The sequence below is a fragment of the Pigmentiphaga daeguensis genome (genome assembly GCF_039523035.1).
In the GTDB taxonomy this organism is placed as follows: Bacteria; Pseudomonadota; Gammaproteobacteria; order Burkholderiales; family Burkholderiaceae_B; genus Pigmentiphaga; species Pigmentiphaga daeguensis.
Genome location: NZ_BAAAEN010000010.1, coordinates 12847 through 36688 on the forward strand (window position 1 = coordinate 12847; position 23842 = coordinate 36688).

Here is a 23842-nt window from a genome sequence, read left to right on the forward strand (position 1 = left end):
GTGGAGGTAGACTGCTTCGATGAAGACGAATGGTACATCCAAGGCCCAAGCAAGCTGATGATTAATTCCAAACTGCCGGACGTCGGCGTCACCATCTTTACGGTCATGAGCCGGCTGGCAACGGAAACCCGCGCCATCAACCTGGGCCAGGGCTTTCCCGATTTCGATCCCGACGCGGGCCTGCTGGCGCAGGTCGACGCCGCCATGGCCGCGGGCCACAACCAGTACGCCCCCATGCCGGGAATCCCGGCGCTGCGCGCCGCCATCGCCGCCAAGACGCGGGCGCTGTACGGCGCGGCCTACGATCCCGAAACGGAAATCACCGTCACCAGCGGTGCCACCCAGGCCCTGATGACCGCCATCCTGGCGGTGGCCGGCGCGGGCGACGAGGTCATCGTGCTGGAGCCCAACTACGACTCCTACGTGCCGGCCATACGCCTGGCGGGGGCCGTACCGGTGGCGGTGCAGTTGCTCGCGCCCACGCCCGAGGTCCCCGGCTACCGGCCTGACTGGGACGCGGTCCGGCGCGCCATCACGCCGCGCACCCGCGCCCTCGTGATCAATTTCCCGCACAACCCCACCGGCGCCGTGCTGGACGAGAGCGACCTGGACGAGCTGGAGCGCATCCTGGCCGACACGGGCGTCGTGCTGATCTCGGACGAGGTCTACGAGCACATCGTGTTCGACGACCGCCGGCATGCGTCCATCGCGCGCCGGCCGGCGCTGGCGGCCCGCAGCTTCCTGGTCTCGTCGTTCGGCAAGACCTTCCACACCACCGGCTGGAAGATAGGCTATTGCTGCGCGCCCGCCGCCCTGTCCGCGGAATTCCGCAAGATCCACCAGTTCATGGTGTTCGCGGTCTCGACCCCCATGCAGTACGCGCTGTCCACGTTCCTGGAAGACCCCCGGCATTACCTCGAGCTGCCCGCCTTCTACCAGGCCAAGCGCGATCGCCTGGAAGCGGGCCTGAAGCAGACGCGCTTTCGCACCCTGCCCTGCCCGGGCACTTATTTCCTGCTGGCCGACTACAGCGCGATATCGGACGCGCCCGAAAGCGAATTCGCGCGCTGGCTGACCACCGAGCACGGCGTGGCGGTCATCCCCATCGCGGCCTTCCATGCCGATCCGGACGCGCCGGCCTCGAACCGGCAACTGGTGCGCTTCTGCTTCGCCAAGAAGGACAGCACGCTGGACGCGGCGCTGGAGCGCCTCAAGCGGGTCTGAAGCGGCATGCGGGCGCAAGGCCCGCATGCTCGGGCCGCCTAGGCCGACGCGGCGGGTTCGGTTGCGCCCGCGCGGCGCCGCGCCAGCATGCGCATGGTGACCGGCACGACCAGCACGGCCGCCGCGCACAGCCACAGGCCGATGCTGACGGGGCTTTCCCACAGGATGGCCGTGTCGCCGTTGGTGATGGAAAGCGCCCGGCGCAGGTTCTGCTCCATCATGTTGCCCAGCACCAGTCCCAGTATGAGCGGGGCCATCGGCACCGACATCTTGCGCAGCAGATAGCCCACCACGCCCAGCGCCACCATCATCACGAGGTCGAAGGTGGTCGCGTGCACCGAGTACACGCCGATCGCGCTCACGGTCACGATGAACGGCACCAGCGCCCAGGTCGGCACCGACAGCATGCGCGCGAACACGCCCACCATGGGGATGTTCATCGCCAACAGCATGACGTTGCCGATGAACAGCGACGCGATCAGGCCCCAGACGATCTCGGGACGCTGCTCGAACAGCGCGGGCCCGGGCGTGATGTTGTAGAGCGCCAGCACGCCCATCATCACCGCCGTGGTGCCCGATCCCGGCACGCCCAGCGTCAGCATGGGCACGAACGAACCCGTGGCCGACGCGTTGTTGGCCGCCTCGGGCGATGCCAGGCCGCGGATGTCGCCCTTGCCGAAATGCGCGCCTTCCGGATCGGACTGCTCGACCAGGCGCTTCTCGGTCGAGTAGGCCATGGCCGAGGCCACGGTGGCGCCCGCGCCCGGCAGCACGCCCACCACGAAGCCGATCAGCGAGCCGCGCACCGTGCCCCACCAGGTCATCGCCAGTTCCCGCATGTTGAACAGCGTGCGCCCGGTCGGCTTGACCGCGACGTTGCCCGTGACCGACTGTTCCAGCAGCAACAGCATCTCGCTGACGGAGAACAGGCCGATCACCACCACCACGAACTGGATGCCGTCGCTCAGGTGCAGCGAATCGAAGGTATAGCGATAGATGCCCGAGTTCTCGTCTATGCCCACCGTGGACAGGGCCAGGCCCACCGCTGCCGCCAGCAGCGCCTTGACGGGTTGCTCGCCCATCAGGCCGGCCAGGCAGCAGAAGGCGAACACCATCAGCGCGAAGTACTCCGCCGGCCCGAAGGCCAGCGCCCACCGGGCCAGCAGTGGAGCCGCAATGGCGATGCCGATGGTGGCCACGGCCGATCCGACGAAGGAGCTCCAGGCCGAGATCGACAGGGCCACGCCGGCCTTGCCCTGGCGGGCCATGGGGTAGCCGTCCAGCGCCGTCATGATGGCCGAGGCCTCGCCCGGCACGTTGATCAGGATGGAACTGATGCGCCCGCCGTATTCGCAGCCGATATAGACCGCGGCCAGCAGGATCAGCGAGCTTTCCGGCGGCAGTTGCATCGCGAAGGCCAGCGGCATCAGGATGGCCACGCCGTTGATGGGCCCCAGGCCGGGCAGCACGCCCACGATGGTGCCGATGAAGGAGCCGATGGCCGCGATGAGCAGGTTGAGCGGCGTCAGCGCGACCGAGAAACCGGTGGCCAGGTGGCCGAAGATATCGTTCACAGCAGGCCTCCCAGCAGGCCGGTGGGCAGCACCACGTCCAGCACCTTGTCGAACAGCAGGAACACGGCCACGCCCAGGGCCAGCCCGGTGATGCCCGTCTTGAGCCACGATCCGCCGAACGCGCGGCCCACCGGCAGGCTCATCAGGAAGGTGGCCAGGACGATGCCCAGCCACTGGAACAGGAAGGCGTAGGCGGCAAGCGCCACCGACACGGCGACGACGCGTCCCTTGACGCCGGCCGCCACCGGTTCGACCGGATTGCCACCCCGGGCGGCCAGCCACAGGCCGCACAGGCCGATGACCAGCGACAGCAGCATGGGAAAGGCGCGCGGACCCACCGGCTCGTAGGCGAAAGGCGCCTCGAGCCCGTAGCCCTGCCACACCATCACGGCGGCGAACACTAGCGCCGCCGTTCCCAGCAGCCGGTCGTTCAACACGACACGGCCGCCGCTCATTTGCGCACCAGTCCGAACTCGTCGGCCAGCTTGCGGTACTCGGCAACCTGCTGCTTGATGTAGCCGTCCAGGTCCTTGCCGGTCTTGTTGAAGGGGAACAGGCCGCGTTCCTCGCGCAACTTCGCGAATTCGGGCGTGGCCATCATCTTGTCGAAGGTGCTCACCCACCACTGGTAGTCGGCGTCGGCGACCTTCGGCCCCACGTAGAAACCGCGGATGATGGGCCACTGGATGTCGAAGCCTTGCTCCTTGGCGGTGGGCACGTCGGCCAGCCGGCCCGGCAGGCGCTGCTCCGAGAACACGGCCAGGATGCGGATGGGCACGCCGGCATCCAGCACGGACGCGACTTCGCCGGCATCGCCCGAATACACCTGCACGTGGCCACCCTGCAAGGCGGTCAGGGTCTCGCCACCGCCTTCGAAGGCCACGAAGCGCATGGTCTTGTAGTCGATGCCGGCGGCGCGCGCAGTCAGCGCGGCCTTCATCCAGTCCTGGCTGCCGATGGTGCCGCCGGCGCCGAACACCACCTTGGTGGGATCGGCCTTGATGGCGGCCATCAGGCTCTTGAGATCCTTCCAGGGGGCGTCCTTGCGCACCACGACCGCGCCGTAGTCGGTGCCGATGCCGGCCACCCAGCGCACGTCGGATTCGGTATAGCGCCCGAACTTGCCCTGGGCGATGTTCAGCAGCGAGCCTCCCGAGAAGGCCACGATGGTGCCGGCCTCGGCGGGCCGCTGGGCGATGATGGTGTTATAGGCCACCGCGCCGATGCCGCCCGGCATGTATACGGACCGCATCGCGGCGTTCAGGTACTTGCCTTCCTGCAAGCCGCTCTGGGCGATCTTGCAGGTCAGGTCGAAACCGCCCCCCGGCTTGGCCGGGGCGATGCACTCGGGCCGTTCGGGAGCGGCAGCGGCCGGTTGCGCGGCCAGTCCCGCCAATGCCATGGCCGCGGCACACGCCGCCGCCCGCAGTCGGACTGTGGGTTTCATCGGTCACCTCCTTGTCGTTGTTGTCGATGTCGCGGCTGGGCCGCACCGAGGCGACTGTACGAACGCGTCGCTTTCAACCGGCTTTCAATTCCCCCTCTTTTCGTGCTGCGAAGCAGCATTCAGGCCCCGGTGAAAATCAGGGCAGCACGCAGGCCGGGACCCGGTTCCCGGTTTTCCAATACCAGCCGCCCCTTGTGCAGGCCGGCGATCCGCTGCGCGATGGCCAGCCCCAGCCCGGCTCCGGGCTTGCCCTTGCCCGACTCGCCCCGGCGGAAGCGCACCCCGGCCCGCTCGATGTCGGATACCGGCATGCCCGGACCGCTGTCCTCCACCTTCAGCACGATCTGCCCTGGCTCGCGCAGCAGCGTCAAGGTCACCATGCCCCCCTCCGGGCTGTAGCGGATGGCGTTGTCCAGCAGATTGAGCACGGCCTCGCGCAGCAGGACCGGGGAACCGGCCATCCACAAAGCATCCCCGGGCGCCTCGATTCCGTAGTCCAGGCGCTTGGCGCGCGCGGCCGGCAACAGGCTGCGCACGCATTCCCCGGCCAGTTCGGCCAGATCGGTCTGCACGAAAGGCAGCCCTCCCTCGGCCAGCGAAGCATCATGTACGCGGGCCAGCGCCAGCATCTGGTTCGCCATGCGTATGGAGCGGTCCACGCCGGCGTGCATGGCCTGCAAGACCTGGCGGACCGCCTGCGGATCGGTCTCGCGCAGCGCGAAATCCACCTGGGTCTTGAGCACGGTCAGCGGCGTGCGCAACTGGTGCGAGGCATCGTCCAGGAACTGGCGCTGCGCGCGGGCCTGGGCATCGTGCCGCGCGATGTGCCGGTTGATCGCGGACACCAGCGGCTGGACTTCGGCCGGCACCTGGCTGTCGTCCACCGGCCGCAGGTCGTCCGGGTCGCGCGCATCGATCTCCTCGCTCAGGCGCACCAGCGGCCGCAACGCGATGATCACCCCGCCTGTCAGCAGGATTGCACTCAACAGGATCTGCAGCGTGTCGCGCTCGATCGCGCGCATCAGCACGGTTCGCGTGAAGCCCGCCCGCGATTCGATGCTTTCCGCGACCTGGATGACCACCCGCTGGCGTTCCTTGGCACCGTACAGGGGCGGATCCAGCCGCCGCGCCAGCACGCCCACGCGCACGGGTTCGCCGAAATATTCGGCGTTGAAGAATTCCGCCCGCCCCGATACCAGCGGATGCTCGGGCATGGGAAGCGCCGGGTTGCCGATCTCGGTCAGGTTGTCCTCGGTGGACACCCGGAAATACACGTTGCCGCTGGCGGTCAGCTCGAAGAATTGCAGCAGCCGGTAGGGCAGTTCCACCGCCAACCCGCCGCTTTCCGTCGATATGTTCAGGTCTATGGCCCGCAGGGCTCCCGCCAGCGAACGGTCGTAGGCCGCATTGGCCAGGTCGTCCAGCAGCCGGACGGACAGCCACAGGCCACCGCTTGCCACCACGGCCAGGACGGGAAGCAGCCACCACAGCAGGGTCGACTTGAGGCTGCGCCGCCGTGGGCGCCGCGCCGGGCCATGCGAGATGCCGTCCTTGGACGAAGGCGCCGTCACGCGGGCTCCAGGCTGTACCCCAGTCCGCGCAAGGTCACGATGTGTACGCCGGTATCGCCCAGGCGCTTGCGCAGGCGGTGGACAATGACTTCGATGGCATCCAGCCCGACGTCGCGGTCGTCGTCGAATACCCGGTCCAGGATCTGCTGCTTGGTCATGGGTTCGCCGCTGCGCTGGATCAGGGCCCGCAGCACCGCATGTTCCCGCGGCGACAGGGCCAATGGCTGGTTGTCGAGCAGGAACTTCTGGGCGGCCAGGTCGAAAACCAGCGGTCCGCAGGACAGGCGGGGGTGTTCCCTGCCCCGGCTGCGCCGTATCAGCGCGAGCAGCCTGGCTTCCAGTTCGGCCACGTTGAAGGGCTTGGGCAGGAAATCGTCCGCGCCTTCATGCAGGGTGGTCACGCGTTCCGTCAGTGAATCACGCGCAGTCAATATCAGGACGGGAGTGCGGTCGTCGCGGGCGCGCAGCCTGGCCAGCAATGTGCGGCCATCCAGGCCCGGCAGTCCCAGGTCCAGGACGACGGCGTCGAAGTCCTCTACCTGCAGGCGCTTTTCGGCGACCACCCCATCGTCGGCCCATTCCACGACGAAGCCGGCATGTCTGGCCAGCGTGCCTGACAGCCACCGGGCCAGTTCGGGTTCGTCCTCGACCAACAGGATGCGCATGGCGTATCGGGTGCTCCGTACTTACTTATAGGAATGAGACGCCTGGATGCTAGGTGTTCGCCCTGTTGGGGTCAACCGCGTCCGCGCAGCGGCGCCCCGGGCCGCTTGCGGCCCCTCGTCGCGGTAGGAAAAAAGATGTTTGAGCTTTTATCCCAAAACTATCTATCCAATTCGTAGTAAGTAATAGGAGCCTGTGGATAACTTCGCGTGTACGAAAAAACCTTTTCGATTCAACGGCATGCCTAATTTTTAGGCATGTGGATAAGCTTGTCCACAGGGTGTACCCGAAAATTGGACAAGTTTTTCGGCGGGCGGCGAAAGCGAAGTTATCCACAAAGGGTCAACATCGTGTGCACACCCCGCTTCCCAGAGCTTATCCACAGGCCCTGGAATGGCCGCATCGGGTATCCTGGTCGCCTGCCTGGAGCCGTTATGGATGTATCCGCCTCTTCTTCCGCCCTGGCCGCGTTCGTGGGCCGCTACGAACGCCTGTTCGTCCTGACCGGCGCCGGATGCAGCACGGATTCGGGCATCCCGGACTATCGCGACGCCGATGGCCAATGGAAACGCACGCCGCCCATCGACTTCCAGGTATTCATGCGCGACGGACTGGCCCGGGCGCGCTACTGGGCGCGCAGCATGATCGGGTGGCGGCGCTTCGGGAAAGCCGGGCCCAACGACACCCATCGCGCGCTGGCCCGGCTGGAGGCCGGTGGAAGCGTGCGGCTGCTGGTCACCCAGAATGTGGATGGCCTGCATCAGGCGGCGGGCAGCCGCGAGGTGGTGGATCTGCATGGCAGGCTGGACGAGGTCCGGTGCATGCATTGCGCGCACCGCGAACCGCGCGCCGTGTTCCAGCAGCGCCTGGAAGCCGTGAATCCCGCCTGGGTCGCGCTGGACGCGGCCGATGCGCCCGATGGCGACGCGGACCTGGAGGCGGTGGATTTCTCCCGTTTCGCCGTGCCCTCCTGCCCGGCCTGCGGCGGCATCCTGAAGCCGGACGTCGTCTTCTTCGGCGAACAGGTGCCCGCGCCGCGCGTGGCGACGGTGCTGCGCGCGCTGGACGAGGCCGACGCCATCCTGGTGGTGGGCTCGTCGCTGATGGTGCATTCCGGCTACCGCTACGTGCGGGCCGGCGCGCAGGCCGGCCTGCCGGTCGCCGCGGTCAACCTGGGGCGCACGCGCGCCGACGACCTGCTGACCCTGAAAGTGGAGCAGTCCTGTGCCCAGGCGCTGGCCTTCCTGCTGGAGGACCGGGCGGCGGCATGAGGCCGCGCCAGGCTCAGCCCGAGTAGTCCAGCGGTACCCGTTTCACGTTGCACAGCAGCTCGTAGGCCACGGTGCCGGCCGCCCGGGCCACGACATTCACGTCCACCTGCCTGCCCCACAGTTCGACCCGGCTGCCCACGCCGGCGCCGGCCAGGTCGGTGATGTCCACCGTCAGCATGTCCATGGAGATCCGGCCGACCAGGCGGCTGGGCCGGCCATCGACCGATACCGGCGTGCCGGATGGCGCCGATCGCGGGTAGCCGTCGGCATAGCCCACGGCCACCAGGCCCACACGCATGGGGCGGTCCGCGACGTAGCGGCCGCCGTAGCCGATGGCATCGCCCGGCTGCACGCCGCGAACCGCGAAAATGCGGCTCTCGAGCGTCATGACCGGGATCAGTCCGTGGCCGGCGCCGGGCATGGGATCGGCGCCGTACAGCAGGATGCCCGGCCGCGACCAGTCGCCGCGCGCCGCGGGCCAGCCCAGCACGCCGGCGGAATTGCTCAGGCTGCGGTCGCCGGGCAGCCCGCCCGTCAGCGCCTTGAAGGCTGCAATCTGCCGGGTGGTGGCGGTCTGGTCCGGTTCATCCGCGCGCGCCAGATGCGTCATGAGGGTGATGTCCGCGACCTTGCCGCTGGCCGACAGGCGCGCATGGGCATCGGCCAGTTCGGCCTGCGTCGAAAAACCGGCCCGGCGCATGCCGGTGTCGGCCTTGAGCCATGCGTGCAGGCCGCGCAGGTCCGGTTGATATTCGATCATGCGTACCTGATGCTCGTGATGCACCACCATCCAGAGACCATGCCGGTTCGCCAGCCGGAGTTCGTCGGCATCGAAGGCGCCTTCCAGCACCAGGATGGGCCGGATGATGCCCGCCGCCCGCAGCGCCAGGGCTTCATCGGTGAAGGCCACCGCGAACCCGTCGGCCATATCGGCCAGCGCCCGCGCGCAGGGGATGGCGCCGTGGCCGTAGGCATTGGCCTTGAGCACCGCCAGTGCCCGGCCCCCGTGCAGGCGCCGTGCCAGCGCGTAGTTGTGTCGCAGCGCATCCAGGTCGATGCGTGCGCGCGCGGGACGAGTCATGGCCGGGCCGCCAGCGGTTGCTGCCGGGCGATGCGCGCGCCGCGGACGCGGCCGGCGTAGCGGTCGATGGCCAGCCCGTCCAGGCTAATCTCCGGCCGCCGGCCGCTCAGCTGGTCGGCGATGAGGCGGCCCGATCCGCAGGCCATGGTCCAGCCCAGCGTGCCGTGTCCCGTATTGAGGTACAGGTTGGGGTAGCGCGTGGCGCCCACGATGGGCGTGCTGTCGGGCGTCATGGGACGCAGCCCGGTCCAGAAGGTCGCCCGCGCCAGGTCGCCGCCGGGGAACAGGTCGTTCACCACGTGCTCGAGCGTGGCCCGCCGCCGCGGGTCCAGGCGCAGGTCGTAGCCGCCCAGCTCGGCCATGCCCCCGACACGGATGCGATGGTCGAAGCGGGTGATGGCGATCTTGTAGGTCTCGTCCAGCACCGTGGATTGCGGCGCACGGGAAGGATCGACCAGCGGCACCGTCAGCGAATAGCCCTTGACCGGATAGACCGGCAGGTCCAGGCCCAGCGGTTCGAGCATGCCGCGCGAGTAGCTGCCCAGGGCCAGCACGTAGCGGTCGGCCGTCAGGATCCGGCCACCCGCGCGCACGCCGGCGATGCGGCCGCCCTCGACCACGAGCCCGTCCACCGCCTGCCCGTAGCGGAAATCCACGCCCAGCGTGCGGGCGATGTCGGCCAGCGCCCGCGTGAACAGATGGCAGTCGCCGGTCTCGTCCTTGGGCAGGCGCAGGCCGCCCGCCAGCTTGCCGGCGGATACGGCCAGGCCGGGTTCGACGCGGGCCAGTTCGTCCCGGCCCAGCAGCTCGAACGGCACGCCGCATTGTTCCAGCACCGCGATGTCGCGGCCGGCGGCGTCGAGCTGGGCCTGGGTGCGAAAGAGCTGCAGCGTGCCGCCGGTGCGCTGTTCGTACTGGATGCCGGTTTCCGCGCGCAGCTGTTGCAGGCAGCTGCGGCTGTACTCGGCCACCCGCATCATGCGCTCCTTGTTGACCGCGTAGCGTTCGGCCGAGCAGTTGCGCAGCATTTGCGCCATCCAGCGTAGCTGGAACAGGCTGCCGTCCAGGCGGATGGCAAGCGGGGCATGCCGCTGGAACATCCACTTGATCGCCTTCAGCGGGATGCCCGGCGCGGCCCAGGGCGTGGAGTAGCCCGGCGAGACCTGGCCGGCGTTGGCGTAGCTGGTTTCCTGCGCGGGACCGCCCTGTCGATCCAGCACGGTGACTTCCAGTCCCGCGCGGGCCAGGTAATAGGCACTGGCGACCCCGATCACGCCGCCACCGAGAACGAGCACCTTCATGGAAAAATCCTCGCGTCGTATATGTATTCAGCTAGTATAGGAACGATAATCCAGTGAATTTCACTGAAATTCACTTCTTGGACAATGAATTCAACCGGAAGGTCCCCGTCCAAACCGGGGGGACGAAGTGACATGCACGAGCTCGATCGCACCGACAGGAAAATCCTCGACATCCTCCAGCGCGAGGGCCGCATTTCCATGACCGAGCTGGCCGATCGCGTCGGCCTGTCGGCCTCGCCCTGCTCGGAACGGGTACGGCGCATGGAGCGCGAGAAGGTCATCACCGGCTATCACGCGCACCTGTCGCCCACCGCGCTGGGCAAGTCGCTGCTGGTCTTCGTCGAAATCAAGCTGGCCTCGAAATCGGGCGAGATCTTCGACAAGGTCCGCATGGAATTGCTGCACGTGCCCGACGTGCTGGAGTGCCATCTGGTGTCGGGCAATTTCGACTATCTGGTCAAGGCGCGCCTGGGCGGCATGCGCGAGTACCGCCGGCTGCTGGGGGACATCCTGAAGAAGCTGCCGGTGGCGGCCGAGTCGCACAGCTACGTGGTGATGGAAGAGGTCAAGGAAAGCCTGGCCCTGCCCATGGACCGCTAGGTATTCTGGTTCTACCGGTCCGGCAAGGGAAAGCCCTGCGCCAGCGACTCGCGCAGGTATTCGACGAAGCATTGCACCGCGCGCGGCACGCGCGGCGCCCAGGGGCGCAGCGCATACAGCTGGTTGCCGAAGAAGCCTTGCACGCGCCAGCCCGGCAGTACCGGCCTGAGCCGGCGCATGGCGGGTGCCGCGCTGAAATCGGGCAAGAGGCCGATGCCCAGTCCGTCCAGCACCGCGTCGCGCAGCACCTCGCTGTTGTTGGCCTTCAAGGGGCCCTGCACGGGCACCGACATCGTCTCGCCCCGCGCATCGTCGGCCGCGACGAAGGTCCAGGTATCGGCGCCCGGCCCGAGGTACAGCACGCAATCGTGGTCCGCCAGGTCGCGCGGGTGCCGGGGCGCCCCGCGCCGTCGCAGATAGGCGGGGCTGGCGACCAGCAGCGAGCGGGTTTCGCACAGCGGCCAGGCAACATAGCTTTCGGGTGCGGCGGCCGTGTGGCGGATGGCCAGGTCGTAGCCTTCCTGCGCCAGGTTGACGAAGCGGTCGGTCAGGTCGAGGTGGATGCGCACCTGGGGATAGTCGCGGAAGAACGCCGCCAGCCGCGGCGCGACGTGTTGCCTGCCCAGCGCCACCGGCGCGGTGACGCGCACCGTGCCGCGCGGCGTGCCGGACAGGTCCTTTACCGCCGTGAAACCGGCGTCGATGCGCTCGAACGCCGGCGCGGCGTCGGCCACCAGTTCCCGGCCGGCGTCGGTCAGCACGACCGAGCGCGTCGTGCGCTGGACCAGCGGCACGCCGGCCGCGCGCTCCAGCGCGACTATGCGCATGCTGACCGAAGCCTTGGACAGGCCCAGGCGCCGGGCCGCCTGGGTGAAGCTGCGGGTCTCGGCCAGCACGGTCAGCAGGTGGATGTCGGCCACCCAGGGCCCGATGATATCGGCAGCCATGTTTTTCCGTTCAGATTGTTCAATTTATTGAACACTTTAATCGTCTTCGGCCGGCTTATCCAATCGACCGGGCCGACCTAGACTGGAGGCCTTGCTCTTCTTCTCAGGATGACCGCCATGTCCGCTTCCATCGTCCATTGGGTGGACGGCCGCAAGATGCCTTCGCAGGGATCGCGCGTCGCCGACGTCTTCAATCCCGCCACCGGCGCCGTCTCCGGCCAGGTGGCGCTGGCCGGCGCCACCGACGTCGATGCCGCCGTCGCCAGCGCCCGCCGCGCCTTTCCCGCCTGGGCCGACGTGCCGCCCATCCGCCGGGCGCGCGTGATGTTCCGCTTCCTCGAACTCTTGAACCGCCACAAGGACGAACTGGCCCGCGCGATCACCGCCGAGCACGGCAAGGTGTTCACCGACGCGCAGGGCGAAGTCGCGCGCGGCATCGACATCGTCGAGTTCGCCTGCGGCATTCCGCAACTGCTCAAGACGCAGTTCACCGACCAGGTTTCCACCGGCATGGACAACTGGACCCTGCGCCAGCCGCTGGGCGTGGTGGCGGGCATCACGCCGTTCAACTTCCCGGTAATGGTGCCGATGTGGATGTTCCCCGTGGCCATCGCGGCGGGCAACTGCTTCGTGCTCAAGCCCAGTCCCATCGACCCCACCCCTTCGCTGATGATGGCCGAGCTGCTCAAGGAAGCCGGCCTGCCGGACGGCGTGTTCAACGTCGTGCAGGGCGACAAGGAAGCGGTGGATGCCCTGCTGGCCCACCCCGACGTGGCCGCGGTGTCCTTCGTCGGCTCCACACCCATCGCGCAGAGCATCTACGAGACCGGCGCGCGCAACGGCAAGCGCGTGCAGGCGCTGGGCGGCGCGAAGAACCACATGGTGGTCATGCCCGACGCCGACCTGGACCAGGCCGTGGACGCGCTGGTCGGCGCGGGCTACGGCTCGGCGGGCGAGCGCTGCATGGCCATCTCGGTGGCGGTGCTGGCGGGCGAGGTGGCCGACCGCATCGTGCCGCGCCTGGTCGAGCGCGCGCATGCGCTGAAGGTCAAGAACGGCATGGAGCTCGACGCCGAGATGGGCCCCATCGTGCATGCCGGCGCGCACCGCCGCATCAGCGACTACATCGGCCTGGGCGTGGAAGAAGGCGCGAAGCTGCTGGTGGACGGCCGCCGCTTCGATCCGGCGTCGGCAGGCGCGGGTTGCGAGCGCGGCTTCTGGATGGGCGGCACGCTGTTCGACCATGTCACGCCCGAGATGCGCATCTATCGCGAGGAAATCTTCGGCCCCGTGCTGTCCTGCGTGCGCGTGCCCGACTTCGCCTCGGCGGTCGAGCTGATCAACGCGCACGAATTCGGCAACGGCGTGAGCTGCTTCACCAGCGACGGCAACGTGGCGCGCGAATTCGGCCGCCGCATCCAGGTCGGCATGGTGGGCATCAACGTGCCCATTCCGGTGCCCATGGCCTGGCACGGCTTCGGCGGCTGGAAGCGTTCGCTGTTCGGCGACATGCATGCGTACGGCGAGGAAGGCGTGCGCTTCTACACCAAGCAGAAGAGCATCATGCAGCGGTGGCCGAGCAGCATCGAGAAGGGCGCGGAGTTCGCCATGCCCATTGCCAAGTAGAGGATCCCCCCTACGCGCTTCGCGCGCCCCCCAGGGGGCGATGCGGGTGGACCGGCAAAGCCGGATCCACCGCATCCTGGGTCTGCGTAGGGGGGTTACCTATTCATCAGGAAGTTGACTAATGCTGCGGCCGGGGCTGAGAGGCCCTCGCGCTGCCGGAAGACCACGAAGAGTTCGCGCGCGGCCCAGGGTTCGTCGATGGGGATCAGCGCGAGGTCCAGCGTGCCCACGTACAGTTCGCCGCTGTGCTGCGGCACCACCGCCACGCCCAGGCCGACGTGGACCATGCGGCACAGGGCATCCAGGCTGCTGACGCTGATCTTGACGTGCAGCGTGGCGCCCAGACGTCCGGCTTCCTTGACCAGCAATTGCGTCAGCGACGTCCCCTGCCCCATGCCGACGATGTTCTCGTCCATGAAGTCGCGCAGGCGCACCACGGGCGCCTTGGCCAGGCGATGGCGGCGCGGCACGGCCAGCACCAGGCGGTCGCTGCGGTAGGGCAGGTGCTCGAGCCGCTCTATGCCCGGGACCTTGTTCGAGAAGCCCAGGTCGAAATCGCTTTCGGTCAGGCTGCGCAGCACCTGGCTGCTGGTCTGCTCGTCGATCTGGATGTCCACGTCGGGGAACACGCGCTTGAAGGCGGCGATGTCCTCGGGCAGGAACTGCACGATGGACGACATGTTGCCGACGATGCGTATCGTGCCCTTGGCGCCGCTGGCGTACTGGGACAGCTCGGCTTCCATGCGTTCGATGTCGGCCAGGACTTCCCGCGCGTGGCGATACACGGCCTCGCCTATGGGCGTGACCGAGATGCCGCGCGATTCGCGGTGGATGACCGGCTGCCCGATCACGCCTTCGATCTCGGCGATGCGGCGGCTGACGGCCGAAGGCGCGATGGCCTCGCGTTCGGCCGCGCGCGCGATGTTGCGTTCCTGGCAGACGGCGACGAACAGGCGCAGCGAGGTCAGGTCGAGTTTACGGACGAGATTGCTCATGGTCTTGCCTTCCTGTCGCTGCGCCGATTGTGGCACGGCGGGCGACAGGGGGCAACGCGCTCAGGCGCTCCGGCGCGCGGGCGACAGCCAGGGGTACGCGCGCAGGTGTGCGTCCTCGAAGGCGCGGATCTGGTCGGCCTTGCGCAGCGTCAGGCCGATGTCGTCCAGGCCGTTCAGCAGGCAGTACTTGCGAAAGGGCGCGATGTCGAAGGCGAACGACGGCGTGCCGTTCGGATCGGACACGGTTTGCGCCTCGAGGTCCACCAGCAGTTGAACCGGCCTTTCCCGCGTCGCCAGCGCGAACAGCGCGTCCACTTCGTCCTCGCGCAGCACGACGGGCAGGAGACCGTTCTGCATCGCGTTGTTGTAGAAGATGTCGCCGAAGCTGGGCGCGATCACGGCGCGAAAGCCATATTGCTGCAAGGCCCACGGCGCGTGTTCGCGCGACGAACCGCAGCCGAAGTTGGCGCGGGCCAGCAGGATGGTCGCGCCCTGGTAGCGCGCCTCGTTCAGCACGAAGTCCGGATTCAGCGGACGGCCGCTGCAATCCTGGCCGGGCTCGCCCTGGTCCAGGTAGCGCCATTCGTCGAACAGATTGGGGCCGAAGCCGGTGCGCCGGATGGACTTCAGGAACTGCTTGGGAATGATGGCGTCGGTGTCGACGTTGGCGCGGTCGAGCGGTGCGACGAGCCCTTGCAGACGATCGAATTTTTCCATGATGGGCTCCTTACAGGGCGCGCACGTCGACGAAGCGGCCGGCGATGGCCGCGGCGGCCGCCATCGCGGGGCTGACGAGGTGCGTGCGTCCGCCGGCGCCCTGCCGGCCTTCGAAATTGCGGTTGGAGGTCGAGGCGCAGCGCTCCCCCGGCGAAAGCCGGTCGGCGTTCATCGCCATGCACATGGAACAGCCGGACTCGCGCCATTCGAAGCCGGCGTCGATGAAGACGCGGTCCAGGCCTTCCTGTTCCGCCTGCGCCTTCACCAGTCCGGAACCCGGCACCACCATCGCGAGCCGGATGTTCGGCGCCTTGCTGCGGCCCTTGACCACGGCGGCGGCGGCGCGCAGGTCCTCGATGCGCGAGTTGGTGCACGAACCGATGAACACCTTGTCCAGGGGAATGTCGGCGATGGGCGTATTGGCCGCCAGTCCCATGTAGGCCAGCGCCTTGCGCATCCCTTCGCGCCGGACCGGATCGGCTTCGGCGTCGGGGTCCGGTACCCTGCCATCCACGGCCACGACCATCTCGGGAGAAGTGCCCCAGGTCACCTGCGGCACGATGGACGCCGCATCGATCTCCACCACCGTGTCGAACACCGCGTCCTCGTCCGAACGCAGCGTGCGCCACCAGGCCACGGCCTGGTCCCACTGCGCGCCCGACGGCGCGAACGGCCGGCCGCGCAGGTAGTCGATGGTGGTGTCGTCCACCGCGATCATGCCGGCCCGCGCGCCGGCCTCGATGGACATGTTGCAGATGGTCATGCGGCCTTCCATGGACAGCGCGCGTATGGTCGAGCCCGCGTATTCGATGGCGTGGCCGGTGGCGCCCGCGGCGCCTATCCTGCCGATCAGCGCCAGCACGATGTCCTTGGCCACCACGCCGGACTGCAGCATGCCTTCCACGCGCACCAGCATGGATTTCATCTTGCGCGCAATCAGCGTCTGCGTGGCCAGCACGTGCTCGACTTCCGAGGTGCCGATGCCGTGCGCCAGGCAGGCGAAGGCCCCGTGCGTGCTCGTGTGGGAATCCCCGCACACCACCGTCATGCCGGGCAGCGTCGCGCCCTGCTCGGGACCGACCACGTGCTCGATGCCCTGGCGGCGGTCCTGCATGCCGAAGAAGGTCAGGCCGAAGGTGCGGGCGTTGTCCTCCAGCGCGCCCACCTGCGCGCGCGAGAACGGATCGTCGATACCCTGGCTGCGGTCGGTGGTGGGAACGTTGTGGTCGGCGATCGCCAGACAGGAATCGGCGCGCCACGGCGCGCGGCCGGCCAGCCGCAGGCCCTCGAAGGCCTGCGGGCTCGACACCTCGTTGATCAGGTGCCGGTCGATGTACAAGAGGCAGGTGCCGTCGGGTTCGGCGGCGAAGGCGTGCGTGTCCCAGAGTTTATCGTAGAGCGTGCGCGGCATGCGGTGTAGCCTTTTCATCATGAACCGCTTCATTCTAGGAGTGGCGCGTTGTTCGAGAGATGATGAATCGAGATGGCTGCCGTCGCGGCGGAAACCGGTTTGCAACGATTTCGCCGATGGAGATGCCAGCCATGCCCATTTGATGCTTCATGAGCGTTCCGAACCTCTCTACAGTGCGGAAAAGGAGTCGTTCATGCAAGACAGCATCCGTTTCGAGGGCCGCGTGCTTTACCTGTCGCGCGATCCGTCCTGTATCCGCCGCCAGCTGGCCGGCGAATCCGTTTCGCTCGCCCAGGCCGGACCGCTGCGCGACGACGTGTCGACCGACGAGATCACGCCGGTCACGACCATGCTGGTGTACGACGAGCGCCTGGGCCGCTATCCCTACGTGGGGTTGAAGGCCGGCGACGAGCTGCCCATAGGCGAGGACGCCGTGCGCCGGGGCGGCTTCGGCATCACGGTGGCGGGCAAGCGCTACGGCAAGGGTTCGTCGCGCGAGCACAGCCCGCTGGCCGAGCTGTCGGCCGGCATACGGCTGATCGTGGCCGAGAGTTTCGAGCGCATCTATCAGCAGAACTGCGACAACATCGGCATCCTGACCACGACGGACTTCGACGTGCTGCGCCGGATCGAGGCCGGCGAGTCCATTCCCATCGAACTGTTCCTGAAGGGCCGCGACGCGCTGACCCAGGCCATCATCCGCAGCGGCGGGCTGATGGCCTACAGCCGGCAGGCGCTGCGGGCCGACACGGCTTCCACGCCGCGCGCCCCGGGCAAGGGGCTGACGCTGGTCGAGAAGATCATCCACCGGCACCTGCACCCGGACACCGTGGACGCCGGACGCGGCAGCGGCGTGTTCATCCGCGCCGACTGGCGCTTCAGCCACGACTATTTCACCGGCATGAGCGCGCACCTGATGCACCTGGCCTACGGCAAGCCGGCGCCGCTGCGCGATCCGGACCGCATCGTGGCCTTCCACGACCATCTGGTCCTGGCGCCGCAAAGCGTGCCGCACGTCAAGGGTGGCCTCCTGCCGCGCGTGGCGACCCTGGTGCAGGGACACCATGATTTCATCGACGATTATCCGGTGCGCCACTACGGCCAGTTGCCCGACGGCAGCGGGTCGGAGGGCATCTGCCATGCGTTGATGGCCGAGCGCCACGCGCTGCCGGGCGAGGTCGTGGCCGGCACCGATTCGCATACGCCGCATGCCGGCGCGCTGGGCTGCCTGGCGTTCGGCGTGGGCTCGACCGACATGGCCAACAGCTGGGCCACCGGCTACGTTCGCTGCAAGGTGCCGGAGACCCTGCGCGTGGAGGTCTCGGGCACGCTGGCGCCCGGCGTCACGGCCAAGGATATCGTGCTGGTGCTGCTGCGGTCCGAGGCCGTGCGCAACGGCGAGGCCATCGGCGCGGTGTTCGAATACGGAGGCGAGGCGGTGCGCGCCATGTCGGTGGACGAGCGCGCCACGCTGACCAACATGGTGGCCGAGCTGGGCGGGTTCACCGGCATCGTCGAGCCCGACGAACGTACCGTGGCCTTCCTGAAGGAACGGCGCGGCATCGACTTCGCGCTGGAGGACTGGATGGCCAGCGATGCGGACGCCGCCTACCGCCGCGTGATCCACATCGACGGCGCGGACGTGCGGCCCATGGCGGCCCGCCCGGGCGATCCTGGCAACGGCGTGGCCATCGCCGAGCTGGACGGCGACGTGGCGGTCGACATTGCCTACGGCGGTTCCTGTACCGGCGGCAAGCGCGCCGATTTCGACGCCTACCACGAGGTCCTGAAATGGGGCCTGGACCAGGGGCTGCGCATCGCGCCGCACACCCGCTTCTACCTGCAGTTCGGCACGATGGAGGTCAAGCGCTATTGCGAGCAGCGCGGCTACCTGGACGTTTTCGAGCGTGCCGGCGTGGAACTGGTGATGCCGGGCTGCGGCTCGTGCGCCAATTGCGGGCCGGGCCAGTCGACTTCGGCCTCGCAGGTCACGATCAGCGCGATCAACCGCAATTTCCCGGGCCGCTCGGGGCCCGGGAGCGTGTGGCTGGCCAGTCCGTATTCGGTGGCCGCCAGCGCGCTGGCGGGCCGGATCGTGGACTATGGACAGCTGCGGAGATAGACGCCGAACCCTATTTCTTCATGCCGTCCTTCGACATGGTGTCCTTCTTCATGTCGTCCTTCTTCATGCCGTCGTGCTTCATCTTGTCGCCGGCCATGGCATCTTTCTTCATGTCGTCCTTCTTCATCGCGTCCTTGGCGGGCGCGGTTTGGGACATGGCGTCCTTGCCCATGCCGTCCTTGGCCATGTTGTCCTTGCCCATGCTATCGGCGGCGTGGGCCGTGACGGCGGCCAGGGCCATGCCCAGGGAAAGAACGAGAGGGGTCAGTTTCTTCATGCGTCGCTCCTTGAAGCGTGGGTCGAAAGAGGGCGCGGGGAATCCGCGCCGTATGGAACCTCGGCTCAGCTGCCGCCGAACCAGTTGTATCCCTGGTCTTCCCAGTACCCGCCCGGATAGGCGTTGGTGACGAAAATCGCCTGGACGTGCTTGGGATTCTTGTAGCCAAGCTTGGTCGGCATGCGCAGCTTCATGGGAAAACCGTATTCGCGTGGCAGCGTGCGCCCGTCGTAGCTCAACGTGAGCAGCGTCTGCGGATGCAGGGCCGTCGCCATGTCGATGCTGGTGTAGTAGTCGTCCGCGCACTTGAAGCCCACGTATCGGGCGCCGGTGTCGGCGCCGATGCGGGCCAGGAAGTCCGAGAAGCGCACGCCGCCCCAGCGGCCGATGGCGCTCCAGCCCTCCACGCAGATGTGCCGGGTGATCTGCTCGGCCTGGGGCAGGGCCCGCAAGTCGGCCAGGCGCCATGGCCGGCGGTCGGCCACGCGGCCGGCAATCTCGAGCCGGTAGTCCGCCTCGTTCACCTCGGGGGCGTCTTCCACGCCGTAATAGGCGTTGAAGGGAAAGGGGCGCGTGATCATGGACGCGGGATAGGTCGGCGCCAGGGCGTCCGGATCGAAAAGCCAGCCCTGCACCTTGTCGTTGAAACGGGAAACGGCCGACAGCGCCTGCTCGACACCGGCCTGGCCGGTGATCTCGCAGCCCGACAGCAGGGCCAGCCCGCCCAGGGACAGCGTGCGGGTCAGGAAGGCCCGCCGCTCGGGCCGTTCGATCCGAGGGGCCAGCAGCCGCCGGGCTTCGCGCAACGCCAGGTCGGCATCGGAGGCGGACAGGCGGGAACGTTTTTCCATGGCCGTCCCCTACCTGCCCAGTACCATGGCGCGCAGGGTGCGCGGCACCAGCGCCACCATGGCCAGGTGCACGACCACGAATCCCACCAACGCGGCCATCGCGGCGAAATGCACGCGGCGCGCCATCTCGTAGCCGCCCATCAACTCGCGCAGCATGCCGAACTGCACCGATTTCCACAGCACCAGGCCCGACACGACCAGCAGCGCGACATCGACCATGACGAACAGGTAGGCCAGGCGCTGTACCTGGTTGTACCGGCGCGGATCGTCGTGGCCCAGGCGGCCGCGCAGCGCCGCCGCCAGGTCGCGCAGCACGCCGCGGGGCGAAAGCGGCAGGAAGCGACGGAACAGGCGCCCGGTCGCCAGGTTCAGCGCGAGATAGGCCGCGCCGTTGCCGGCCAGCAGCCACATGGCCGCAAAATGCCATTGCAATGCGCCGGCCAGCCATCCGCCCAGGGTGACCGCCTCCGGGAACGTGAAGCCGAACAGCGGCGAGGCGTTGTAGATGCGCCATCCGCTCGCCACCATGACCAGCACGGCCAGCGCATTCAGGGCATGCGACATGCGCACCCACGCGGGATGGACCGGGGGCAGGCGGGAAGCGGGGGGGTGAATCGCCGGGGTGGCCGTCGGGGACATGCGGGCTCTCCGTTCGAGGTTTGCCGCATTGTTGGCCCCCCGCCATCCCGGAGTCCTCACGCAAACTTAAAATAAATGTGATGATTTCCCGCGCCGGGATTGGCGAGAATGCGGTCTACGGTTTTCTACAGGCAGGCTCATGGAACGGGTCAAGCGCGTCCTGATCGTCGAGGATGATGCCCATATCGCCGAACTGTTGCGCATGCACCTGCGCGACGAGGGCTATGCCGTCGAGCATGCGGCCGACGGCGAGCAGGGCATGCGCATGCTGGAGGGCGGGACCTGGGATGCGCTGGTCCTGGACCTGATGCTGCCTGGCGTGGACGGACTGGAAATCTGCCGCCGGGCCCGGGCCATGGCGCGCTACACCCCCATCATCATCACCAGTGCGCGTTCCAGCGAAGTCCATCGTATCGTCGGACTGGAACTGGGCGCCGACGACTACCTCGCCAAGCCCTTCTCCTTGCTGGAGCTGGTGGCGCGCGTCAAGGCGCTGCTGCGCCGCGTGGACGCCCTGGCGCGCCATGCGCGCATCGAGGCGGGGTTGCTGTCGTTGCACGGCGTGGACCTGGATCCGCTGGCCCGCACGGCCCGGCTGAACGGCAGGGCCATCGACCTGACCCCGCGCGAGTTCGACCTGCTGGCCTTCTTCGTGCGGCATCCGGACAAGGTGTACTCGCGCATGGACCTGCTGGACGAAGTGTGGGGCTACCAGCACGACGGCTACGAACACACGGTCAATACGCACATCAACCGCCTGCGCACCAAGATCGAGGACGACCCGTCCGAGCCGCGGCGCATCCTGACGGTATGGGGCCGAGGCTACAAGTTCGCCTCGGGCGTGCGGGACGAGGCCGCGGCGCCATGAAACGCCTGTCGCTCACGCAGCGCCTGTCCCTGGTGTTCGCCGTGCTGCTGCTGGCCTGCAGCGGGATCTCGCTGCTGTTCCAGATCCAGGCCACGGCGCGCCACGAACAGGAGGTCGTGCAGCAGTTGTCCAGCGGGCTGGCGGCGCACATCGCCGGTACCGCGCAGTTGATGGACGCGGGCGGCTGGAAGCCGGATGCCGTGCGCGACCTGTTCGACAAGCTGATGGCGGTGAATCCCGCCGTCGAGCTCTACCTGCTCGATCCCGACGGACGCATCGTCGGCCATGCGGCCCCGCCCGGCCGCCTTGTGCGCGATCACATCGACCTGGCACCGGTGCGCCGCCTGATGGCCGGCGCCGAATTGCCCATACTCGGCGACGACCCCCGGAGCACGGACGCGCGCAAGGTGTTCAACGCCGCCCCGGTGCGCGTCGACGGCAAGGAAGCCGGCTACGTCTACGTCATCCTGCAGGGCGAGACGCACGATGCGCTGGCCGCCGGGCTCGCCCGCCATTCGGTGTGGCGCATGACGGGTCTGGCCATGGGACTGGTCGCGCTGCTGGGACTGATCATGGGCCTCGTTGCCTTCCGCCTCATTACCCGCCCCTTGCGCGCACTGGCCGATACCGTGCGCGACTTCGACGCCGCCAGCGACGTGCCCGTGGTGGCGCCGGAGCCGGTGCCCGACGACGGCCGGCGCGACGAGATCGCTACGCTGCGCGCCGCCTTCGCGCAGATGAGCCGGCGCATCGCCGAGCAGTGGCGCGAACTGACCCGCCAGGACCAGCAGCGGCGGGAACTGGTCGCCAACATCTCGCACGACCTGCGCACCCCCCTGACCTCGCTGCATGGCTACCTGGAAACCCTGCGCGTGAAGGACGGTCTGTTGTCCCGGTGCGAGCGCCATCGCTACCTGGACATCGCGCTGGACCAGAGCCGCAAGGTCGGCGTGCTGGCGCAGGCGCTGTTCGAACTGGCGCGCCTGGAGTCGGGCCTGGTCCAGCCCGAGCGGGAAACCTTCGCCCTGCCCGACCTGGTGCAGGACGTCGTGCAGAAGTTCGAGCTGGCGGCCGAGGCGCGGGGCCAGCGCTTGCAGACCGAGATCCCGCCGGCATTGCCGCAGGTGCATGCCGACATCGCGATGATCGAGCGCGTGCTGACCAACCTGCTGGACAACGCCATCCGCCACAATCCACCCGGCACGCAGATCACCGTGGGGCTGGCGGCGGCCGGCAACGGCGTGCGGGTGGACGTCCGTGATACCGGAGCGGGTATCCCCGCGGCGCTGCGGCCCCGCCTGTTCAAGCGGATCCCCGCCTGGGGCCGCAAAGCGCAGGACAGCGGCGGGCTGGGGCTCATGATCGTCCAGCGCATGCTCGCGCTGCATGGCAGCGACATCCGCCTGGTCGAAGACGGCGGACCCGGGACCGTGTTCCGGTTCAGGCTGGGAGTCGACTGAACGGCCGATAGGGCCGGGCGGCCCGCACGCATCCCTATCCGCCTACAATCGGCGGCATCACCGATGCTTCCCCTCGTGCCATGGATACCTCCACCAAGCCCCGGTTCCAGTTCCGGCTGCGGGTCTACCGCGACGCTTCCATCGCGATCGGACCGGGCAAGATCGCGCTGCTGGAAGCCATTCTCGAGGCGGGCTCCATCACCGCCGCCGCCCAGCAGATGGGCATGTCGTACCGCCGAGCCTGGCTGCTGGTGGACGAGTTGAACCGGTCCCTGCGCGAGCCCGCGGTCGAGAGCGCCGCCGGCGGGGCGCGCGGCGGCGGCACGGTCGTGACCGACGCGGGCCGCGAACTCATACGGCGCTACCGTTCGATCGAGGCCACCGCCCGCTCGGCCGCGGCCGAGGACATCGCCGCCATGGCAAGCATGCTCGTCGACTGACGCGAGTCCGGGCCCCGCCCGGCATTCGCTCGCGCTACCGTCCAGCCAGGATTCGCTGTATTCTTCGGAATATGACGAATGCGCTGCTGGATTCCTTCGACGCTTTTCCGCTGATCCTGTCCCTGAAGGTCGCGGCCCTGGCCACCGTGCTGGCCCTGGTCGCGGGCGTGGGCCTGGGCTGGCTGTTCGCGCGCAAGCCGTTTCCGGGCAGTTCGATGGCCGAGGCCGTGTTCATGCTGCCGCTGGTGCTGCCGCCCACGGTCATCGGCTACGCCATCCTGCTGGCGGCGGGCCGGCGCAGCCCCCTGGGCCGCTGGATCTACGAGCACTTCGACTACACCATCATCTTCAGCTGGCACGGCGCGGTCGTGGCCTCGGCCATCGTCGCCCTGCCGCTGGTCCTGAAGTCGGCCAGCGCCGCATTCGGCGGCATCGACCGTACCCTGGAAGCCGCCGCCAGCACGCTGGGCCAGTCGCGCTGGTCGGTGTTCGTGCGCGTGACCCTGCCGCTGGCCTGGCCGGGCATCCTGGCCGGCACCCTGCTGGCTTTCGCGCGCGCCATGGGCGAGTTCGGCGCCTCGCTGATGGTGGCGGGCTCGATTCCCCAACGCACGCAAACGCTTTCCATGGCCATCTACGACGCCACGCAGGCGGGGCAGGACGACCTGGCCCTGCTGCTGGTGCTCATCACCTCGGCCATTTCCATCGCCATCCTGGTGGCCTGCAACCGCTATCTGTCGCTACGCTGAAGGAACCC

The 23842-nt window shown here is 68.2% G+C and carries 23 protein-coding genes; 9 read left to right on the top strand and 14 right to left on the bottom strand.

Going from position 1 to position 23842, the window contains the following annotated elements; genetic code table 11:
* Positions 1–57: 57 nt before the first annotated feature.
* Positions 58–1224 (top strand): methionine aminotransferase, encoded by a 1167-nt coding sequence (locus ABD104_RS14045; protein ID WP_087840486.1) that lies wholly within the window; start codon positions 58–60, stop codon positions 1222–1224.
* Positions 1225–1262: 38 nt separating this feature from the next.
* Here ABD104_RS14045 and ABD104_RS14050 read toward each other — a convergent pair whose 3' ends face one another.
* The 5 genes from ABD104_RS14050 to ABD104_RS14070 all read right to left on the bottom strand — a co-directional run bounded on the left by ABD104_RS14050 (position 1263) and on the right by ABD104_RS14070 (position 6481).
* On the bottom strand, positions 1263–2798 hold the full coding sequence (locus ABD104_RS14050) for a tripartite tricarboxylate transporter permease (protein WP_087840423.1): 1536 nt from the start codon (positions 2796–2798) through the stop codon (positions 1263–1265).
* Positions 2795–3232: a tripartite tricarboxylate transporter TctB family protein gene (locus tag ABD104_RS14055; RefSeq protein WP_087840488.1), complete on the bottom strand. Its 438-nt coding sequence runs from the start codon at positions 3230–3232 to the stop codon at positions 2795–2797. The genes ABD104_RS14050 and ABD104_RS14055 overlap by 4 nt, the downstream gene beginning before the upstream one ends.
* A gap of 17 nt (positions 3233–3249) precedes the next feature.
* Positions 3250–4245, bottom strand: coding sequence for a tripartite tricarboxylate transporter substrate binding protein (locus ABD104_RS14060; RefSeq protein ID WP_087840425.1), 996 nt, complete (start codon positions 4243–4245; stop codon positions 3250–3252).
* Positions 4246–4364: 119 nt separating this feature from the next.
* Positions 4365–5738 (bottom strand): sensor histidine kinase, encoded by a 1374-nt coding sequence (locus ABD104_RS14065; RefSeq protein ID WP_243724607.1) that lies wholly within the window; start codon positions 5736–5738, stop codon positions 4365–4367.
* A 74-nt stretch (positions 5739–5812) separates the two neighbouring features.
* Positions 5813–6481, bottom strand: coding sequence for a response regulator (locus ABD104_RS14070; protein WP_087840427.1), 669 nt, complete (start codon positions 6479–6481; stop codon positions 5813–5815).
* 432 nt (positions 6482–6913) lie between these two features.
* On the opposite strand from ABD104_RS14070, the gene ABD104_RS14075 reads away from it, so the two are divergent.
* Positions 6914–7750 (top strand): NAD-dependent protein deacetylase, encoded by an 837-nt coding sequence (locus tag ABD104_RS14075; RefSeq protein ID WP_087840429.1) that lies wholly within the window; start codon positions 6914–6916, stop codon positions 7748–7750.
* 13 nt (positions 7751–7763) lie between these two features.
* Here ABD104_RS14075 and alr read toward each other — a convergent pair whose 3' ends face one another.
* Positions 7764–8831 carry an alanine racemase gene (gene alr / locus ABD104_RS14080; RefSeq protein ID WP_087840431.1) on the bottom strand — a complete coding sequence of 356 codons (1068 nt, stop codon included), beginning with the start codon at positions 8829–8831 and terminating at the stop codon, positions 7764–7766.
* A complete protein-coding gene (locus tag ABD104_RS14085) occupies positions 8828–10132 on the bottom strand; it encodes a D-amino acid dehydrogenase (protein WP_087840432.1) in 1305 nt (434 codons plus the stop codon). The genes alr and ABD104_RS14085 overlap by 4 nt, the downstream gene beginning before the upstream one ends.
* A gap of 132 nt (positions 10133–10264) precedes the next feature.
* Here ABD104_RS14085 and ABD104_RS14090 point away from each other — a divergent pair, with 132 nt between their 5' ends.
* Entirely contained in the window at positions 10265–10732 is a 468-nt protein-coding gene (locus ABD104_RS14090) for a winged helix-turn-helix transcriptional regulator (protein ID WP_087840433.1), read from the top strand.
* Between the two features lie 11 nt (positions 10733–10743).
* Here ABD104_RS14090 and ABD104_RS14095 read toward each other — a convergent pair whose 3' ends face one another.
* The gene (locus ABD104_RS14095; protein WP_087840435.1) at positions 10744–11679 is read right to left on the bottom strand and encodes a LysR family transcriptional regulator; all 936 of its coding nucleotides are present in this window, start codon (positions 11677–11679) and stop codon (positions 10744–10746) included.
* 117 nt (positions 11680–11796) lie between these two features.
* Here ABD104_RS14095 and ABD104_RS14100 point away from each other — a divergent pair, with 117 nt between their 5' ends.
* Complete coding sequence (locus ABD104_RS14100; protein WP_087840490.1) at positions 11797–13305, top strand: CoA-acylating methylmalonate-semialdehyde dehydrogenase; 1509 nt, start codon at positions 11797–11799, stop codon at positions 13303–13305.
* 95 nt (positions 13306–13400) lie between these two features.
* On the opposite strand, the gene ABD104_RS14105 is transcribed toward ABD104_RS14100, so the two are convergent.
* The 3 genes from ABD104_RS14105 to leuC are packed head-to-tail and all read right to left on the bottom strand — an operon-like array spanning position 13401 to position 16428.
* Positions 13401–14300, bottom strand: a complete 900-nt coding sequence (locus tag ABD104_RS14105) for a LysR family transcriptional regulator (RefSeq protein ID WP_087840437.1) — start codon at positions 14298–14300, stop codon at positions 13401–13403.
* Between the two features lie 60 nt (positions 14301–14360).
* Complete coding sequence (leuD, locus tag ABD104_RS14110; protein ID WP_087840438.1) at positions 14361–15017, bottom strand: 3-isopropylmalate dehydratase small subunit; 657 nt, start codon at positions 15015–15017, stop codon at positions 14361–14363.
* Between the two features lie 10 nt (positions 15018–15027).
* The gene (leuC, locus tag ABD104_RS14115) at positions 15028–16428 is read right to left on the bottom strand and encodes a 3-isopropylmalate dehydratase large subunit (RefSeq protein ID WP_087840439.1); all 1401 of its coding nucleotides are present in this window, start codon (positions 16426–16428) and stop codon (positions 15028–15030) included.
* Positions 16429–16621: 193 nt separating this feature from the next.
* On the opposite strand from leuC, the gene ABD104_RS14120 reads away from it, so the two are divergent.
* A complete protein-coding gene (locus tag ABD104_RS14120) occupies positions 16622–18550 on the top strand; it encodes an aconitase family protein (protein WP_087840440.1) in 1929 nt (642 codons plus the stop codon).
* Between the two features lie 10 nt (positions 18551–18560).
* Here the strand turns inward: ABD104_RS14120 and ABD104_RS14125 are convergent, their stop codons facing one another.
* The 3 genes from ABD104_RS14125 to ABD104_RS14135 all read right to left on the bottom strand — a co-directional run bounded on the left by ABD104_RS14125 (position 18561) and on the right by ABD104_RS14135 (position 20317).
* The gene (locus ABD104_RS14125) at positions 18561–18827 is read right to left on the bottom strand and encodes a pentapeptide MXKDX repeat protein (RefSeq protein WP_087840442.1); all 267 of its coding nucleotides are present in this window, start codon (positions 18825–18827) and stop codon (positions 18561–18563) included.
* Positions 18828–18892: 65 nt separating this feature from the next.
* Positions 18893–19678 carry a molybdopterin-dependent oxidoreductase gene (locus ABD104_RS14130; RefSeq protein ID WP_087840443.1) on the bottom strand — a complete coding sequence of 262 codons (786 nt, stop codon included), beginning with the start codon at positions 19676–19678 and terminating at the stop codon, positions 18893–18895.
* 9 nt (positions 19679–19687) lie between these two features.
* Entirely contained in the window at positions 19688–20317 is a 630-nt protein-coding gene (locus ABD104_RS14135; protein WP_087840445.1) for a cytochrome b/b6 domain-containing protein, read from the bottom strand.
* Between the two features lie 139 nt (positions 20318–20456).
* Here ABD104_RS14135 and ABD104_RS14140 point away from each other — a divergent pair, with 139 nt between their 5' ends.
* From ABD104_RS14140 to modB, 4 genes are all read left to right on the top strand, one after another.
* Positions 20457–21185 carry a response regulator transcription factor gene (locus tag ABD104_RS14140; RefSeq protein WP_087840447.1) on the top strand — a complete coding sequence of 243 codons (729 nt, stop codon included), beginning with the start codon at positions 20457–20459 and terminating at the stop codon, positions 21183–21185.
* Entirely contained in the window at positions 21182–22645 is a 1464-nt protein-coding gene (locus tag ABD104_RS14145) for a sensor histidine kinase (RefSeq protein WP_087840448.1), read from the top strand. The genes ABD104_RS14140 and ABD104_RS14145 overlap by 4 nt, the downstream gene beginning before the upstream one ends.
* A gap of 80 nt (positions 22646–22725) precedes the next feature.
* Positions 22726–23085, top strand: a complete 360-nt coding sequence (locus tag ABD104_RS14150; RefSeq protein WP_087840449.1) for a winged helix-turn-helix domain-containing protein — start codon at positions 22726–22728, stop codon at positions 23083–23085.
* Positions 23086–23156: 71 nt separating this feature from the next.
* Positions 23157–23834, top strand: coding sequence for a molybdate ABC transporter permease subunit (modB, locus tag ABD104_RS14155; protein ID WP_087840450.1), 678 nt, complete (start codon positions 23157–23159; stop codon positions 23832–23834).
* Positions 23835–23842: the final 8 nt, after the last annotated feature.

What these genes read in the sequence shown, in the direction of transcription:
- ABD104_RS14130 (WP_087840443.1), bottom strand. Translation starts at nt 19,678, where the DNA reads ATGGAAAAACGTTCCCGCCTGTCCGCCTCCGATGCCGACCTGGCGTTG.
- ABD104_RS14125 (WP_087840442.1), bottom strand. Translation starts at nt 18,827, where the DNA reads ATGAAGAAACTGACCCCTCTCGTTCTTTCCCTGGGCATGGCCCTGGCC.
- ABD104_RS14105 (WP_087840437.1), bottom strand. Translation starts at nt 14,300, where the DNA reads ATGAGCAATCTCGTCCGTAAACTCGACCTGACCTCGCTGCGCCTGTTC.
- alr (WP_087840431.1), bottom strand. Translation starts at nt 8,831, where the DNA reads ATGACTCGTCCCGCGCGCGCACGCATCGACCTGGATGCGCTGCGACAC.
- ABD104_RS14100 (WP_087840490.1), top strand. Translation starts at nt 11,797, where the DNA reads ATGTCCGCTTCCATCGTCCATTGGGTGGACGGCCGCAAGATGCCTTCG.
- ABD104_RS14145 (WP_087840448.1), top strand. Translation starts at nt 21,182, where the DNA reads ATGAAACGCCTGTCGCTCACGCAGCGCCTGTCCCTGGTGTTCGCCGTG.
- ABD104_RS14135 (WP_087840445.1), bottom strand. Translation starts at nt 20,317, where the DNA reads ATGTCCCCGACGGCCACCCCGGCGATTCACCCCCCCGCTTCCCGCCTG.
- ABD104_RS14085 (WP_087840432.1), bottom strand. Translation starts at nt 10,132, where the DNA reads ATGAAGGTGCTCGTTCTCGGTGGCGGCGTGATCGGGGTCGCCAGTGCC.
- ABD104_RS14070 (WP_087840427.1), bottom strand. Translation starts at nt 6,481, where the DNA reads ATGCGCATCCTGTTGGTCGAGGACGAACCCGAACTGGCCCGGTGGCTG.
- leuC (WP_087840439.1), bottom strand. Translation starts at nt 16,428, where the DNA reads ATGCCGCGCACGCTCTACGATAAACTCTGGGACACGCACGCCTTCGCC.
- ABD104_RS14075 (WP_087840429.1), top strand. Translation starts at nt 6,914, where the DNA reads ATGGATGTATCCGCCTCTTCTTCCGCCCTGGCCGCGTTCGTGGGCCGC.
- ABD104_RS14120 (WP_087840440.1), top strand. Translation starts at nt 16,622, where the DNA reads ATGCAAGACAGCATCCGTTTCGAGGGCCGCGTGCTTTACCTGTCGCGC.
- ABD104_RS14095 (WP_087840435.1), bottom strand. Translation starts at nt 11,679, where the DNA reads ATGGCTGCCGATATCATCGGGCCCTGGGTGGCCGACATCCACCTGCTG.
- modB (WP_087840450.1), top strand. Translation starts at nt 23,157, where the DNA reads ATGACGAATGCGCTGCTGGATTCCTTCGACGCTTTTCCGCTGATCCTG.
- ABD104_RS14140 (WP_087840447.1), top strand. Translation starts at nt 20,457, where the DNA reads ATGGAACGGGTCAAGCGCGTCCTGATCGTCGAGGATGATGCCCATATC.
- ABD104_RS14090 (WP_087840433.1), top strand. Translation starts at nt 10,265, where the DNA reads ATGCACGAGCTCGATCGCACCGACAGGAAAATCCTCGACATCCTCCAG.
- ABD104_RS14150 (WP_087840449.1), top strand. Translation starts at nt 22,726, where the DNA reads ATGGATACCTCCACCAAGCCCCGGTTCCAGTTCCGGCTGCGGGTCTAC.
- ABD104_RS14060 (WP_087840425.1), bottom strand. Translation starts at nt 4,245, where the DNA reads ATGAAACCCACAGTCCGACTGCGGGCGGCGGCGTGTGCCGCGGCCATG.
- leuD (WP_087840438.1), bottom strand. Translation starts at nt 15,017, where the DNA reads ATGGAAAAATTCGATCGTCTGCAAGGGCTCGTCGCACCGCTCGACCGC.
- ABD104_RS14045 (WP_087840486.1), top strand. Translation starts at nt 58, where the DNA reads ATGATTAATTCCAAACTGCCGGACGTCGGCGTCACCATCTTTACGGTC.